This window comes from Streptomyces coacervatus, from assembly GCF_029223485.1.
Taxonomy (GTDB): Bacteria; Actinomycetota; Actinomycetes; order Streptomycetales; family Streptomycetaceae; genus Streptomyces; species Streptomyces coacervatus.
The window spans coordinates 76381-91384 of sequence record NZ_JARHTP010000001.1 but is presented as its reverse complement, the minus strand read 5'-3'; the positions used below and the strand labels follow the sequence as shown (position 1 = coordinate 91384).

Sequence of the window (15004 nt, the reverse complement as noted above, 5' to 3'; positions counted from 1 at the left end):
GCGATCACCACCAGCCCCGACCACACCCCCGCCGTACCCCTGGCCACCACCGGACCCGACCGCACTCCCGCTGTCGCGCCCGCGATCACCACCAGACCCGACCGCACCCCCGCCCCGCCCGTCCCCGGCCGGCTCCGGCCCCGTCATGAAGCCGTCACCAGCGGCCTGAGCGGGGTGTCTGCCATCCGCCCGACGAGTGGGGCGGCGCGGTCCGCCTGGAGCATGAGGAACCAGGCGAGGCCGGCCCCGAACGCCAGGCCGACGGCGACGTCGTGCGGATAGTGCACGCCGACCCAGACCCGGGAGACGGCCATCAGGACGGCGGCCAGGGCCGCAATCCGGCCCAGGCGACGGTGGGCGAGCGCCAGCGCCACGGCGGCGGCCCCGGCGATCACCGCGTGGTTGCTGGGGAACGACCAGTCGCCCGCGCCCGGGCACGCCTCGACCGTCGCGGTGTGCAGCGTCCGGCAGGGTCTGCGCTCGGCGAAGGCCGCCTTCACCAGCACATCGACGACGTAGCAGACGACCACGACCACGGGTGCCGCCAGCGCCCGGACCATCCGTGCCTGCCCCGCGCTGCGGGCCCGCCACCAGGCGGCGAGCATCAGCGCGCCGAACAGTGCGAGGCCGTAGTCGGACCAGACGGCTATCACGCTGTTCACCGCGTGCGGGGTGTGGCGGGCGAGGCCGGTGATCCAGGTGTACAGGCCGCCGTCCACCGAGGCACCGCTGAACGCGAGGCCGGTCACGAGGAGGTCCCCTCGGAGGCACGGCGGGCACGCGCGCGCCGGGCCTCCAGGGCGATCGGGGTCAGGGAGACGACGACCACGAGCGCCACCAGCGGTAGCAGATAGCGGTCGACGTTCGGCACCGAGGAACCCAGCGCGTAGCCGCCCAGCACCAGGCCGACCGTCCACACCAGACCGCCGATCACCTGCCACACCGTGAAGACCCGCACCGGCACGTCGAGCGCCCCGGCCAGCGGGTTCAGCACGGTGCGCACGACCGGCACGAAGCGGGCCAGGACCACCGCCTTCGCGTGCCCGTAGCGTTCGAGCAGTTCCTCGGCCCGCGCCGCGCCCTCGTGCAGCTTCTTCGCGCGGCTTCGGGCCAGGAGTGCGCGGCCGCCCCGCCGCCCGAGCCAGTACCCCGTCTGGGCACCGAGCAGCGCGCCGACCACGGCGGCTGCCAGCACCGGCCCGAGCGACAGATGCACGGATCCGTGGACGCCGGGGACGCACAGCAGCCCGGCCGTGAACAGCAGGGAGTCGCCGGGCAGGAAGAAGCCGACCAGCAGGCCGGTCTCGGCGAACATCACGAAGGCGATACCGAGCGCGCCGAAGGCGGACAGCAGGGATCCGGCATCCAGAACGTTCACCGCTTGGGCGACGGCAAACTGGGCAGCTGCCACGGTGGCGACCCCTCTCATACTGGTACGTGGACGGAGCGGGCACAGACCCGCACCGAGCGACTACAGTCATGTAGACCGTCTACCGAACTGTAGACGAGTGAGAGCCGAGGAGTGTTCCCATGCCCGAGGGGCAGATTGACGAGCCGGCTTGGCGCCCGGTCGACGGGCGCACGGACCGGCGGCCGTCCGGCGAGCTGGAGGCGAGCGTGCTGGCCGCGCTGTGGGCCGCCGGCGGACCTCTCACGCCCGGCGCGGTCCAGCTGGAGCTCGGCGGCGGCCTCGCCCGCACCACGGTGACCACGATCCTCACGCGCCTGCACGCCAAGGGTGCGGTCACCCGCGCGCGCTCGGGCCGCGGCTACGCGTACGCCCCGGCCCAGGACTCCCCCGGCCTCACGGCCCGCCGTATGCACGCCGAGCTCGACAAGGACGAGGACCGCGGCACCGTCCTCGCCCGCTTCGTCTCCGATCTGAGCCCGGAGGACGAACGGCTCCTGCGCACGCTCCTGGAGGGCGGCCCGGCGGCCGGCGACGACACCGTCTGAACGTCGCCGTAACGATCTTGCTGACGGCTGCACCGCGTAGGCTGGTCGACTACGGACCGGACCGGCGGCCCCCTGGAGGAATCCCGTGATCTACGCCGTGTGGCTCCCGCTGCTCGTGCCGTTCCTCGCCGTGCCCGTGGCCCGGCGTGGTGCCGAGCACTTGCCGCCGCGGACGGCCGCCCGGGTGCTGACGGCTCTCTCACTGGTTCTCGCCCTGTCCAGTACGGCCGCGCTGGGCATGCTCGCGCTCGCCGGCGCCCTGCGTATGTCCGTCGTGGCCGAGGCCGCCCACCTGTCCCCGCATCTCCTGGGCGACGGCTCGCCCGCCACCGTGCCCGCCGCGCTCCTGGCCGCCCTCGCGCTGACGGTTCTCGGTGTCCTGGTGCTCGACCGGACCTGCCGCCACCTGCGTGAACTGCGTGCCGCGCACCGGCAGTCCGGCAGCGGGGCGAGCGCCGGCGATCTCTGTGTGCGGCACGACGACCGGCCCGATGCCTACGCCCTGCCCGGGCGGCCGGGCCGCATCGTGGTGACGACCGGAATGCTGCGCGCCCTCAGCGCCGGGGAGCGCGAGGTGCTGTTCGCCCACGAGCGCGCCCACCTCGCCAGCCGCCACCACGTCTTCCTCGCGGCCGCCGAGCTCGCCGTCGCGCTGCACCCCGCCCTGCGCGGCCTGCGCGCGCCGCTCTCGTACGCGCTGGAGCGCTGGGCCGACGAGTCCGCGGCGCAGGCGACGGGCGACCGCGCGCTCACCGCCCGCGCCGTCGGCCGCGCCGCCCTCGCGGCCCGCGCGACAGGCCCTTCGGCACGCCCCCGACTGTCCCTGACGGCGACGGCGGGCCCGGTCCCCCGCCGTGTCACCGCCCTCCTGACCACACCCGTGCCCGCTGCCCGCCGGCTCCCCCGCGCCCTGGCCTGTCTGCTCCTGGCCTGCGTGGCCGTATCGGCGACGGCGGTGCTGGACGCGGCCACCGATCTGCACGCCGGCATCGAGATCGCCCAGGGGGAGCAGGGGCCCGCCGCCGGCGGGCGGTGACTGAACTTCGATGGTCCAGTGGTCATGACGACCGACGGACCCGTTCGACGAAACGCGTCACGAGGTCGACGTAATCGTCCTGGCGAACCACGGGGGGGCTTTCCGTGCCCTTCGACAGCAGGGCGGGCCCGGTGCAGCCGGAGAGGGGATCGAAGGTCGAGATCTTCTTCCTGGTGGCCGTCATCAGCGGCCGCAGCTCGGGACGTGTGGCGGCCAGCCCGAGTGCGGTCGGGGCTACGAAGGAGTTGGCGGCGATTTCCCGACGACCTCAGGGGCAGGAGTAGCTGACGGTGCCCTCCGCCTCGATCGGGGCGCTTGTCCTGTCCTGGTGCAGGACCTGGAGGCGGGCGGTGCCCCGGAAGCGGCCGGGGCCGCGGACCGTCCACTGGAGGTGGACGGTGATCCTGGAGTCGCCACGGCCGGCCTCGTGGACCAGTTCACCGGAGTCGTGTCCGTCGCTGCGCAGCCAGCGGTATGTCACCGGACCGCCGTGGCCGTCGGTGGTCAGGACCCCGATGACGTCGGCGGTCTGGCCGCAGTGCAACTGCCCGGCGGGCGCCCGGACCTCGGCGGCCGTGACGGTCGGTCCGGCGGACGGGCGCAGGAGCAGCAGCCAGACCACGACGGCCAGGGCTGTCAGGACCACGGTCGCCCCCATCCAGGCCCGTGACCGGCGACGGCGGGTCGGCGCCGCGGCGGCAGTCCGCTCCCAGAGCGCACGCAGGGACTCCTGCTCGGCGACGGGGATGCCGGGGCCGAAGCGCAGCAGGATGTCACCGTCCCCGGCTGCCACGGAGTCCGTCAGCGGGGCCGACTCGGGCCCTGGGCCGGGGATGCGGTTCCGCCTGCCCAGGACCGTGGCCTGGTCGTCCGGGGCAGCGGGGCGCGAGACGTGGTCGAGGCGGCCGGGGGGCATGGCCGTCGCGTCGATCCGGGGGTCGGCCGATACCTCGCCCTGTACGGCAGCCTGTACGTCCCTCTCGCCTGCTGCGGCCTGCGCGTCCCTCTCGCGTACAGCGGCCCGTACGACGTCCGACTCGCGTGCGACGACCCGTACCTCCGTCCCGGCGCCCGGTGTCGCGGGCTTCCGTGCGACGGTCGCCTCCCTTGCCGCGGCCGGCCCGTCCTCCGTCGCCGCCAGGGTGAAGTCCGCAATCGCCGCAGCCGTGGCGGCGCGGAGGGCGGTCCGTTGCAGGAAGTCGGCGGGGAGCACCGTACGCCCGGCGACGAGCACGGCACGGGCGGCGGCGAGGCCTTCGGACTCGGCGGTGGCGGCGCACCGGGCGAACAGGTCCGCCGCCGGTGTGCCGGATGCCGCCCAGGTGGTGGCGAGTGTCCGGGCGAGGGCGGCCCACGCCGTGATGTCGGCACGCCGGGCGGATGCCGCGGGCGTGTGGTCGCCCAGCGCGGTGCCCAGCGCCGACTCGGCGAGCAGGGCGGTGCCGTCCGGGGCGAGGACGACGCTGCTGGCTGTGAGCGATCCGTGGGCCAGCCCGGCCGCGTGCAGGGCGAGGAGCGTCTGCGCGGTCTCGTTGAGGACGCTCGCCACGCTGCCCGCGTCCGGCCGGGGACCGTCGCTGGCCGCGACGTCCTCAAGCGTGGGCAAGGGCGGGCGGGCGGTGATCAGCCACACGTCACCGGCCTCCGCCACCAGGTCGACCGTGGCCGGTACACCGGGCAGCCGGAGCCTGGCCACGGCGAGCACCGCGGTCGCCAGCCGCTCACGCGCGCCCTGAGGTGCCAGCAGGGCACGGTCGATCCGCAGCGCCCCCGGCGACGGCGCGTCGCCGTGCTCCGGACACAGGGCGTACCAGGTGCCCCAGCGGGCGTCACGGGACCAGCCCGAGAACGGGCGCCCGGCAACCCCGGCGGCTGTCGTCATGTCGGTCTGCTCTCCTGGGTGCACGGCAGGGGCCGGCGGTTGTCGTGGATGCTCAGCACGGTGGCGCGTCCATGGCGGCCGTCTGCGTCCCGTTCGCGGACTCCGGGCTGCTCGTGAGGGCGACGTTCCAGGTGCCACGGCACGGGTGGTTCGAGAAGTCCGCCGTGAAGGTCACCGTGTACTGCGTGCTGCCCGACAACGTTCGCGACTGGGAACCGTAGGGCTCGTCGGGTGTGCCGGCGTAGAAGTCCGCCGTCAGTGTCAGGGGTCCGGCGCCGCTAGTCGTGACGGTGACGTCGGCGGTCATCGTGCTGGGGTTCTGCCCGCGGTGCCAGGAACCGATGACGATCGTGACCGTGCCCGGCGTCGACGGATCCGGAGCCGCGGTGGTCGGAGGCGAGGAGGTCGTCGGCGGTGTGGTGGGCGGGGTCGGGACGTCCGACGGGTCGCCCGGCGACGGGTCCGCCGAGGGGATGACGGAGGGTGATCCGCCGGCCGTCGGCGTGGTCGGGTCCGGCGAGGCGGACGCCGAAGGGGACGAGGTGGCGGGCGAGCCGGTGCCACCGGAACCCGTCGGCGTGGAACTGGCCGCTGTCGTGGTCGTGTCGTGCGTACCGGCGGTCGCGGCGGTCACCCCGCCGACGACCAGCGCCAGCGCCGCCGCCCCGGCGGCCGCCTGCCAGCCACCGCGCTTGAGCCGGCCCAGTACGGTCAGGGCACTCGTGGCCTCGTAGACGGCCGGTGCCGTGGCGAAGGGGAACAACAGGGCTGCCAGGGCGGCGAGTTCGGCGAGCCTTCGGCGGCCGCGCTCCTCCCAGCCGGGGCCGTACCCCTCGGTGGCGGCCCGCTCCAGCTCGGTGAGGAACGCCTCGATGCCGGGGCGGTCCGCCGGGTCCTTGGCCATGCCCTGGCGCAGCAGGCCGCGCAGCGGGCCGGGTACTTCGCCCAGTGCGACGGGTGCCCGCAGGTGCTGCAGGCGCAGTGCCGTCACGTCGTCACCGGTGAACGGCCGTCGGCCGGTGAGGGATTCGAAGAGCACCACCGCCGCCGCGTACACGTCGCCCGCCGGTCCCGCGGGCTCACCGCGCCACTGCTCGGGCGCCATGTAGGCGGGCGTGCCGGCGGCTTCCGTCACCCGGCCGACGCGTACGGCGATGCCGAAGTCGGCGAGGGCGCTCGACCCGTCGGCACGGACCAGCACGTTCTCCGGCTTGTAGTCGCGGTGGACCACTCCGGCCGCATGGGCCGCGCCCAGCCCCAGCAGCGCCCCCTTCAGCAGGACCAGGGCGGCCTCCGGGCCGGTCGCCCCGTGCGCGCGCAGCAGCTCACGGAGACTGACTCCGTCCACCGCCTCCATGACGATCGCGGCACCCCGGCGCGCCTCGACGTACTCGTACAGGCTTACGACACACGGGTGCCGGAGGTCGCCCAGCAGCCGTGCCTCGGCCCGGAAGCGGGCCAGGAACTCCTGGTCGGCGCGGAGCCGGTCGCTCAGGTACTTGATCGCCACGGGTACGCCCGTCGCCGCGTGCCGGGCCAGTACGACGCGTCCGCCGGCGCCCTCGCCGACCGTCCGCACGGCCGGGTAGCCGGGCACGGCCCAGTCGTCGTCGCCCGTTGCCCCGGCGCCGTCCGCGATGCCCGTCATGCCGCACCCTCCACGGCAACGGCGGACACGGGACCGCCACCGGTCCGGTGCCGCCGCCTCAGCCGGCGTATCAGCCGGCGCATCGGCGCAGCCCACACCGGGGATGCCACCAGACCCACCACGACCCCCACGATCACCGTGTCCCACGGCGGGGGCACCCGCCCCTGCAGCAGATCCCCGAGCCGGGAACGCCAGGCCAGCAGGGCCAGGACCAGGAAGCCGTACGTCCCGACGACGACCGCGAGGCCGTAGGCGGCCATTCCCGTCTGGCGCGGTCCGGGGCGGCGGCCCGCCCGCAGGTCCTGCCAGAGCCCCTTGCGGAAGTAGGCGCTCGCCTCCTCGCGCAGCCGTGGCACGCGCAGCGCGTCGGTCAGCGCCTGGTAACCGTCCAGCGGCATCAGGGGGTTGAAGTTGTAGAGGGTGTTCAGGTACAGCCCGAAGGCCAGCTGGAACAGTACGGCCGAGACCGGACCGGCCGGGAGGCAGGCGGCACCCACCGCGCACCAGCCGGCCAGCGCAGCCGTGGAGAGGGGCCCCGACAGTGCCACCACGACCCGTGACCAGCGGGAGCCGAACCACATGTCGCTGGTGTCCACGAAGGCGAACGGCATCCCCATCATGAGCAGGAACCCGCCGCGCCGGACCTTGCGGCCGTACGACTTCACGGCCAGGGCGTGCGTCAGCTCGTGGATCACCAGGGCCGAGACGTACCCCGCTGCCAGCGCGACCGGGCCCCAGACGCCGGCGCCGCCGAAGTCCAGCAGGTGCTGCCGTCGCTGTGCCCTGAAGAACGCGACGAGACCCCCGACGACCGACAGCCAGCCGAGCGTCACCCCGGTTCTGGTGAACAACCGCCAGCCGAACGCGCCGTACAGGCGGGTCACGGCGCCGTCGAGGCCCGGTACGGAGATCTCCAGTTTCAGCAGGGCCCGGTACAGCGCCCGCCCGGCCCGCCGCCAGCCCCCGGTCTGCTCCTGCTCGGGGCGGCCGGGCAGGCCGCGCAGCAGTCCCGCGTCCGCGAACGCCGCCAGCGCGGCCTCGATCCGCGGCAGCGCCAGCTCGCCGAAGCGGTCCGCGTACGCGAAGAGCAGGTCCCGTACGGTGTTCTCGCCGTCGACGGCGTTCCAGAGGAACACCTCGCGCTCGTCCAGCCGCAGATACACACCGGTACGCGTGTTGCTCAGCACCCAACCGGGTTCCCCGCGGTCCGTGGGCACCTGCTTGAGCGCCCACCCGGAGCGGCGGCGGGGTCGCGCGGTGAGGGGGCCGGTCGCCTCCGGCACCTCCTCGTCGGCGGTGGTGGGCAGTTGAGTCAGCTGAGTGCCGACGACCATGGTGCGTGAGCCGACCCGGGCGTCACGGGGCTGCTCGAACACCAGGCGGACGTCACCGATGGACAGCTCGGTGCCGTCGGCGAGGTGCGCCGCGCCTCCGTGCAGGTCCACTCCGCCGACCGCCGTGCCGTTGAACGAGTCCAGGTCCTCGATCCGGAAGCCCGCCCCGGTCCGAACGATTCGGGCATGTCGGCGTGACACGCTGTCGTCGGACAGGACGACGTCGTTGTCCGAGCCGCGGCCCAGCGTCGTCACCGGGCCGGTCAGCGGTACGAGCAGCGCGGGGTCGTCGATGCCGCGCAATTGGGGCGCGGCGAACGACGTCGGCGCCGCACCGCGGCGGAGCGTGCCGCAGTGCAGGCAGTACGGGAAGTCGCGCCGTACGTGAACGCGACACACATGGCACAGCATCAGAGTCGGCCCGCTCAGGAGCCGCTGGTGAACGTGGAGCCCGAGAAACCGCCGCCGGGCGCGGCGGTGCCCGGACCGGAGGGCGACAGATGCGTACCGATGCCGTCGGCGCCGGGGGCGGTCACACCGCCGCGGACGCTCTCGGATCCGCCGAGAATGCCTCCTCGACCACCGCCTTCACCGCCTCCGGGCTCACCACCGCCACCGGGGCGCCGACCGGTGTTCTCCTGACTGCCGCCGCCGTCGCCTTCACCACCGCCGCCGGGTTCACCACCGCCACCGGGCCGGCGGCCGGTGTTCTCCTGACTGCCGCCACCACCGCCTTCACCGCCGCCTCCGGGCTCACCACCGCCACCGGGGCGCCGACCGGTGTTCTCCTGGCTGCCGCCACCGTCGCCTTCACCGCCGCCGCCTTCGCCCCCGCCACCGCCGCCGGAGGGGCCGCCGCCGTGTCCGTGACCGGAGCCCTCCTCGCCGCCACCGCCGTCGCCACCACCCCCGGGGCCACCGCCCTCGCCACCACCGGATGACCCGCCGTGTCCGTGGCCGGAGCCCTCGTCACCGCCGCCTCCGCCACCACCTTCGCCGCCGCCACCTTCACCGCCACCGCCGCCTTCGCCCCCGCCGGGCCGACGGCCGGTGTTCTCCTGGTCGCCGCCACCGCTGCCGCCTTCACCGCCACCGCCGCCCTCACCGCCGCCGCCTTCGCCCCCGCCGTCTCCGCCTTCACCGCGGTCGTGGATGCCGCCATGACCGAACTCACCGGCGTCGCCGCCACCGTGACCGCCGCCGAAGCCGCCCTCGCTCCCGCCGTGGCTCCCGAAACCGCCGAAGTCCCCTTCCGCACCGCCCCCGCCGTCAAAGCCCCCTGAGCCGCCGAGGCCGCTGTCAGAGCCGCCGCCGAAACTCCCGAACTCCCCGAAGCCGCCCGCACTCCCGCCGAACCCCTCCGCGCCTCCACCGCCGAGGCCTCCGAAGTCATCCGATCCGCCTTCGCTCCCGAACTCCCCGAACTCGGCCCCGGCCGGGCCGAACCCGCCACCGTCATGCCCCACGCCGTCCACGGAGGCGCCCGGGCCGTCGAACGACCCGAAGTCGCCGAAGCCGCCCGGACCGCCCGGGTCGCTCACCGGGCTGTCCGGGCCGCCCAGGGCCGCGTTGTCGAGCTGACGGCCGATGAGGCTGACGCTGTCGGACGCACCCGGGTCGAGCGCGCCCGCCTCGGCATCAGGTGCCCCGTGCTCGACCGGCCCGTGGTCGACGGACACCTCGTGCTCGACCGGCGCATGGTCGACCGACACGTCGTGGTGCGTCAGTGCGTGGGCCGCGCCGCCGAAGAAGAGGGACGACTTGGACAGCCTCGCGTGGAGTGCGGCCGGCCCGTCCGCGGTGCCGGATTCGACCCGAAGCGCGCGGAGCTCGGCGACCTGCCCGGTCGTCAGGCCAAGTCTTCGTGCCACCTCGCCGGGGTCGCCGTCGAGTTGCTCCCGGAATGCCGGGTCGACAGCAAGGCGGGTCATGGCATCGCGAAAGGCGTGGTCGGTCATGTCCTCAAATCTCCGTCGGTCTGGGCGTGTTGATGCCGATTCCGGCGGAGTCGGGGACCCCCCTGGCCGATGGCGGAGTGCCATTTCCGGCCATCCCCACCGAAGCATGCAGGAAGGTTATAGAGGCGCCACCCCGACCCGCGCAAGGCCTGGATCGGCGCATCCCTGCTGGACAGGGCCTCGGCGCGGCAACCGCCCGCACAGCAGGAAGCGCGTGCCCTTCACCCATCCCATGGCATGCCCCCGACAAATCTGTCACGCTTCAGCGATCGCTCCAGCGATACACGCAGCCCACTGCCGCCCCGAGGCGCATCCCAGCCGACCGGGTGGCACCGAGCAGGCCGGAATCCCGGCCGCCGCAAAGGAGTTCCGCGTGAGAAAGACCCCCCACAGATCCATTGCCCTGCGCGCACTGGCCGTCGCCGCGCTGGCCGCCATATCCCTGCCCGCTGCCCCCGCGGCAGCGGCGCCGCCCGCCGCCCCGTCCGCGGCCGCGGCCTGCACCCCGGCCCAGGTGGTCACCAACGGCGGCTTCGAGAGCGGTACTTCGCCCTGGACCCAGTCGTCGACGAGCGTCATCACCAGCCGCTCCGGCCAGAGCGCCCACGGCGGCAGCAGCTTCGCCTGGCTGGACGGGACGGGCGGCACCCACACCGACAGCCTCTCGCAGAGCGTCACGATCCCGGCCGGGTGCAGCACCGCCACTCTCTCCTTCTGGCTCCACATCGACACCGACGAGACGACCTCGTCCGTCGCGTACGACAAGCTGACGGCGAAGGTCGGCGGTACGACGCTGGCGACGTACTCGAACCTCGACGAGAACACCGGGTACGTGAAGAAGACGCTCGACGTGTCCGCGTTCGCGGGGCAGACCGTGAGCCTCGCCTTCACCGGCACCGAGGACTCCAGCCTGCAGTCGAGCTTCGTCCTCGACGACATCGCCCTCGACACCTCCGGGGGCAGCACCCCGCCGGCGGACTCCACACGCACGCCCGCCGCGCCGTCGTACACCGTCAGCCTCAGCAGCAACACCAGCGGCACGGTCTGGACCGGCCACGAGAGCACGACCTTCACCAACGCATCCTCCACCGCGCTGAGCGAGGTGTACCTGCGGCTGTGGGACAACTACCACGGCACCTGCGACGCGATGCCGATCACGGTCAGCAACGTCAGCGGCGGTACGGCCGGCTCGCTGTCGGTCGCCTGCACGGCCCTGCAGATCACCCTGCCGACACCCCTCGCGCAGGGGCAGTCCGCCACGATCGGCTTCGACCTGGGCATCACCGTGCCGAGCGGCGCGGACCGGTTCGGCCACGACGGGGCGTTCAGCTTCATCGGCAACGCGCTGCCCGTGCTGGCGGTCAAGGACGGCTCGGGCTGGCACCTGGACCCGTACACCAACAACGGCGAGTCGTTCTACTCCCTGGCCGCCGACTTCAAGGTGACCCTCGACCACCCGAGCACCCTGCTGGTCCCGGCCACGGGCACCTCGACCGACACCCCCGGCTCCAGCGGCCGCACCGTCACCACCGCGACGGCCTCCAAGGTGCGTGACTTCGCCTGGGCGGCGGGCCCGTTCACCAAGATCTCAGGCACCTCGACCGCCGGAACTGCCATCAACGTCTACTCCGTCTCCGGCATCAGCTCCTCCGACGCCCAGTCGATGCTCAGCACGGCGAAGACGGCCGTCGACGCACACGCCGCCCGCTTCGGGGCCTATCCCTACGGCGAGCTGGACGCGGTGATCGACAACAACTACTGGTTCGGCGGCATGGAGTACCCGGGCTTCGTCCTCGACCTCGTCAGCACCACCGCACTCACCCACGAGATCGGTCACCAGTGGTGGTACGGCATCGTCGGCGACGACGAGTACAACAGCCCCTGGCTGGACGAGGCGTTCACCGACTACGCCACCGATCTGGCCCTGGGCAAGACGGGCACGAACTGCTGGAACAACGTCTCCTGGTCCTCCTCCGCGGAGAAGATCACCAACTCCATGGCCTACTGGGACGCCCACTCCTCCCGCTACTCCACCGTCGTCTACGGCTACGGCAAGTGCGCCCTGCACGACCTGCGGCGGGTCCTCGGCGACACCGCCATGGCCAACTTGCTGAAGAACTACGCCACTTCGCACTGGTACGGCGTCTCGACCACGGCCGAGTTCAAGGCGGCTGCACAGGCCGCCACGACCACGGACCTGACGTCGTTCTGGAGCACCCACCGCATCGACGGCTGACCACGCCGTCCTGATGCTCCGTCAGCGGGTCTGCGCGGCAAACGCCTCGTAGGCCCGCTCGTCGAAGAGCACGAACCGGACCTCCTCGACCGCCGTGTCCGCGGCCCGCACCGTCTCCACGGCGATGCGGGCCCCGTCGTCGATCGGCCAGCCGTAGATGCCCGTGGAGACGGCCGGGAACGCGACCGTACGGGCGCCGAGTTCGTCGGCGACGCGCAGTGACTCCCGGTAGCAGGAGGCGAGCAGCTCGGAGCGGTCCTCGGTGGCCGACCAGACCGGGCCCACGGTGTGAATCACAAAGCGTGCGTCCAGGTCGCCCGCCGTGGTGGCGACCGCCCGGCCGGTGGACAGGCCCTTGCCGTACTGCGAGGCGCGCAGTTTGCGGCACTCCTCGAGGATCGCGGGACCTCCGCGCCGGTGGATGGCGCCGTCGACGCCTCCGCCGCCGAGCAGGGAGGAGTTGGCGGCGTTGACGATCGCGTCCGCGCTTTCGCGGGTGATGTCGCCCTTGGCGAGTGTGATGGTGGGCGTCATGTCTGCCTCAGCCTCCTCCAGACGGCCTTCGCGGCGTTGTGCCCGGACATGCCGTGTACCCCCGGCCCCGGCGGGGTCGCCGACGAGCAGATGAAGACGGCCGGGTGGGGGGTGCTGTACGGGGACAGGGAGAGTTTGGGGCGCAGCAGGATCTGGAGTCCGGAGACCGCGCCGGAGGCGATGTCGCCGCCGACGTAGTTGGCGTTGCGGGCGGCGAGTTCGGGTGGGCCCGCGGTCGCGCGGGCGAGGACGCGGTCGCGGAACCCCGGGGCGAAGCGCTCCAGTTGGCGCTCCATGGCGTCCGTGAGGTCTCCGGTCCAGCCGCTGGGGACGTGGCCGTAGGCCCAGAAGACCTGTTTGCCCGCGGGTGCGCGGGTGGGGTCGACGACACCGGGCTGGACCGTGATCATGAACGGCTTCTCGGGCGCACGGCCCTCCCGGGAGGCCGCACGCAGGGCGGCGCCGACCTCCGCGCTGTTCGCGCCGATCTGCACCGTGCCCGCGACACGGGCCTCCTCTGCGGTCCACGGCACCGGGCCGTCCAGCGCGTAGTCGACCTTGAAGACTCCGGGGCCGTACTTGAAGCGCTCGTAGTAGCGGCCGAAGCCGGCGATGCGGGCCAGGGCGGTGGGTGAGGTGTCGAAGACGTACGCGCGGGCGGGCGGCAGGTCGTCGAGGCGCTTGACCTCGTAGTCCGTGTGGACCAGGCCGCCGAGGTCCTTGAGATACGCGGTGAGCGCGTCCGAGATGGACTGGGAGCCGCCGCGGGCCACGGGCCAGCCGCGGGCGTGGGCGGCCAGAGCGAAGACCAGGCCGACGGCGCCCGTGGCGAAGCCGTCGAGCGGGGCCATCACATGCGCCACGAGGCCCGCGAACAGGGTCTTCGCCCGCTCGTCCTGGAAGCGGCGGGTCAGCCAGGTCGACGGGGGCAGTCCGACCAGTCCGAAGCGGGCGAGGGTCACCGGGTCGCGCGGGAGCGCGGTGCGCGGCAGGGACATGAAATCGCGAGTCAGGGTGTCCCACTTGGGCAGGAACGGCGCGACCAGTCTGCGGTACGCGCCCGCGTCCCGCGGGCCGAAGGACGCGGCCGTCTCGGCGACCGAGCGGGACAGCACGGCGGCCGTGCCGTCGGTGAAGGGGTGCGCCATGGGCAGCTCGGCGTGCAGCCATTCGAGGCCGTACCGCTCCAGGGGCAGGGCGCGGAACGCCGGCGAGTTGATGCCGAGGGGGTGGGCCGCGGAGCACGGGTCGTGCCGGAAGCCGGGCAGGGTGAGCTCTTCGGTGCGGGCTCCCCCGCCGACGGTGTCGCGGGCCTCGAACACCGCCACGGAGAAGCCGCGGCGGGCCAGCTCCACGGCGGCCGTCAGTCCGTTCGGCCCCGCACCCACTACGACAGCATCGAGCATCGACGGCACCTTCGGACCCCTTCGTCAGCCGATGGCCTCTGAGGATCAGGATAGGCCGGGGCACTGACAGTCACCGGCGGTGGGTGACCCCTCGGACGGTGGTCTTCGAGGTCAGACGGTGTCCCACAGAATTCCCGCCACCCGGCGGGCCGTGGCCGCGTCGCGGGCCGCCGTGAACGGCAGGACGTTGCCTCCGGTGATACGGAACGGCTCCCCCGTGCGCGTCAGGTGCGCGCCACCCGCCTCCTCGACCAGCAGGATGCCGGCCGCATGGTCCCAGGCGGCCTCCCAGGAGAAAGCGACCGCATCCAACTCACCGCGGGCTATGGCGAGATACTCCAGGCCGGCCGAGCCGCAGACACGGGGCGCCACGCCGTCGGTCCACAGGCCGACCAGAGCGCTCTTCTGCTCGTCGGTCGTGTAGTCCGGGTGGGAGGTGGCCACTTGGAGGTCCCGGCCGCGGGCGGGCGCACCGGCGTACAACCGCTCGCCGTTGAGGAAGGCGCCCTGGCCCCTTGTGGCGGTGGCGAGTTGGTCGCGAGCGGGAGCGTACGTCCACGAGGCGAGCAGCACTCCGCGCCGGGCGAGCGCGACCAGTGTGCAGAATCCGGTCTCGCCCCGCACGAACTGGCGTGTCCCGTCGACCGGGTCGACTATCCAGACCGGGGCGTCGCCCTGAATCGCCTCGTACGTCGCGGGGTCGGCGTGCACCGCCTCCTCGCCGACCACGACGGAACCGGGCAGGAGGCTGCCGAGGACCTCGGTCAGGTACTGCTCGGCGAGGCGGTCGGCGTCGGTCACCAGGTCGTGCGGTCCGCTCTTCTGGTCGACCTCGTGCGCGGCCAGCCGGCGGAAGCGGGGCATGATCTCGGCCGCGGCGGCCTTGCGGACCGCCTCCTCCACGTCGGCCGAGCGCTGCGCGAGAAACTCGTCGATGGTTTCCATGTGTTCGATCATGGCTCCATGAGAGCACGCGCCACTGACAATCCCCACCCGCCCGGTGGATCCCGAGCG

At 73.3% G+C, this 15004-nt stretch carries 14 protein-coding genes; 6 read left to right on the top strand and 8 right to left on the bottom strand.

Translation table 11 applies throughout. The features are described from left to right. Positions 1-143: 143 nt before the first annotated feature. Both P2Q00_RS00455 and P2Q00_RS00450 read right to left on the bottom strand, forming a co-directional pair. Complete coding sequence (locus P2Q00_RS00455; RefSeq protein ID WP_275768399.1) at positions 144-749, bottom strand: phosphatase PAP2 family protein; 606 nt, start codon at positions 747-749, stop codon at positions 144-146. Then, the gene (locus P2Q00_RS00450) at positions 746-1411 is read right to left on the bottom strand and encodes a DedA family protein (RefSeq protein ID WP_275768398.1); all 666 of its coding nucleotides are present in this window, start codon (positions 1409-1411) and stop codon (positions 746-748) included. The genes P2Q00_RS00455 and P2Q00_RS00450 overlap by 4 nt, the downstream gene beginning before the upstream one ends. Before the next feature lie 119 nt (positions 1412-1530). Between P2Q00_RS00450 and P2Q00_RS00445 the strand changes: the two genes are divergently transcribed. Together P2Q00_RS00445 and P2Q00_RS00440 are read left to right on the top strand one after the other, a co-directional pair. After that, complete coding sequence (locus P2Q00_RS00445) at positions 1531-1956, top strand: BlaI/MecI/CopY family transcriptional regulator (RefSeq protein ID WP_275768397.1); 426 nt, start codon at positions 1531-1533, stop codon at positions 1954-1956. 85 nt (positions 1957-2041) lie between these two features. Beyond that, positions 2042-2992, top strand: coding sequence for a M56 family metallopeptidase (locus P2Q00_RS00440; protein WP_275768395.1), 951 nt, complete (start codon positions 2042-2044; stop codon positions 2990-2992). 268 nt (positions 2993-3260) lie between these two features. Here the strand turns inward: P2Q00_RS00440 and P2Q00_RS00435 are convergent, their stop codons facing one another. From P2Q00_RS00435 to P2Q00_RS00425, 3 genes are read right to left on the bottom strand one after another with little or no spacing between them, the layout of a single operon-like run. Further along, a complete protein-coding gene (locus tag P2Q00_RS00435) occupies positions 3261-4874 on the bottom strand; it encodes a hypothetical protein (protein ID WP_275768394.1) in 1614 nt (537 codons plus the stop codon). Positions 4875-4926: 52 nt separating this feature from the next. Further along, entirely contained in the window at positions 4927-6522 is a 1596-nt protein-coding gene (locus tag P2Q00_RS00430) for a serine/threonine-protein kinase (RefSeq protein ID WP_275768393.1), read from the bottom strand. Continuing rightward, the gene (locus P2Q00_RS00425; RefSeq protein WP_275768392.1) at positions 6519-8255 is read right to left on the bottom strand and encodes an FHA domain-containing protein; all 1737 of its coding nucleotides are present in this window, start codon (positions 8253-8255) and stop codon (positions 6519-6521) included. Before P2Q00_RS00425 ends, P2Q00_RS00430 begins: the two co-directional genes overlap by 4 nt. Positions 8256-8356: 101 nt before the next feature. Between P2Q00_RS00425 and P2Q00_RS00420 the strand changes: the two genes are divergently transcribed. The 4 genes from P2Q00_RS00420 (at position 8357) to P2Q00_RS00405 (ending at position 12050) form a co-directional block, all read left to right on the top strand. Next, positions 8357-8797 (top strand): hypothetical protein, encoded by a 441-nt coding sequence (locus tag P2Q00_RS00420; protein ID WP_275768391.1) that lies wholly within the window; start codon positions 8357-8359, stop codon positions 8795-8797. Positions 8798-8803: 6 nt separating this feature from the next. Then, positions 8804-9139, top strand: a complete 336-nt coding sequence (locus P2Q00_RS00415) for a hypothetical protein (protein WP_275768389.1) — start codon at positions 8804-8806, stop codon at positions 9137-9139. A gap of 174 nt (positions 9140-9313) precedes the next feature. After that, positions 9314-9847: a hypothetical protein gene (locus P2Q00_RS00410; RefSeq protein WP_275768387.1), complete on the top strand. Its 534-nt coding sequence runs from the start codon at positions 9314-9316 to the stop codon at positions 9845-9847. Positions 9848-10187: 340 nt separating this feature from the next. After that, positions 10188-12050: a M1 family metallopeptidase gene (locus P2Q00_RS00405; RefSeq protein WP_275768385.1), complete on the top strand. Its 1863-nt coding sequence runs from the start codon at positions 10188-10190 to the stop codon at positions 12048-12050. 21 nt (positions 12051-12071) lie between these two features. On the opposite strand, the gene P2Q00_RS00400 is transcribed toward P2Q00_RS00405, so the two are convergent. From P2Q00_RS00400 to P2Q00_RS00390, 3 genes are all read right to left on the bottom strand, one after another. Next, positions 12072-12584, bottom strand: coding sequence for an O-acetyl-ADP-ribose deacetylase (locus P2Q00_RS00400; RefSeq protein WP_275768384.1), 513 nt, complete (start codon positions 12582-12584; stop codon positions 12072-12074). Then, positions 12581-13990, bottom strand: a complete 1410-nt coding sequence (locus tag P2Q00_RS00395; protein ID WP_275768383.1) for a phytoene desaturase family protein — start codon at positions 13988-13990, stop codon at positions 12581-12583. The genes P2Q00_RS00400 and P2Q00_RS00395 overlap by 4 nt, the downstream gene beginning before the upstream one ends. 111 nt (positions 13991-14101) lie before the next feature. Continuing rightward, positions 14102-14947, bottom strand: a complete 846-nt coding sequence (locus tag P2Q00_RS00390) for an inositol monophosphatase family protein (RefSeq protein WP_275768381.1) — start codon at positions 14945-14947, stop codon at positions 14102-14104. Positions 14948-15004: the final 57 nt, after the last annotated feature.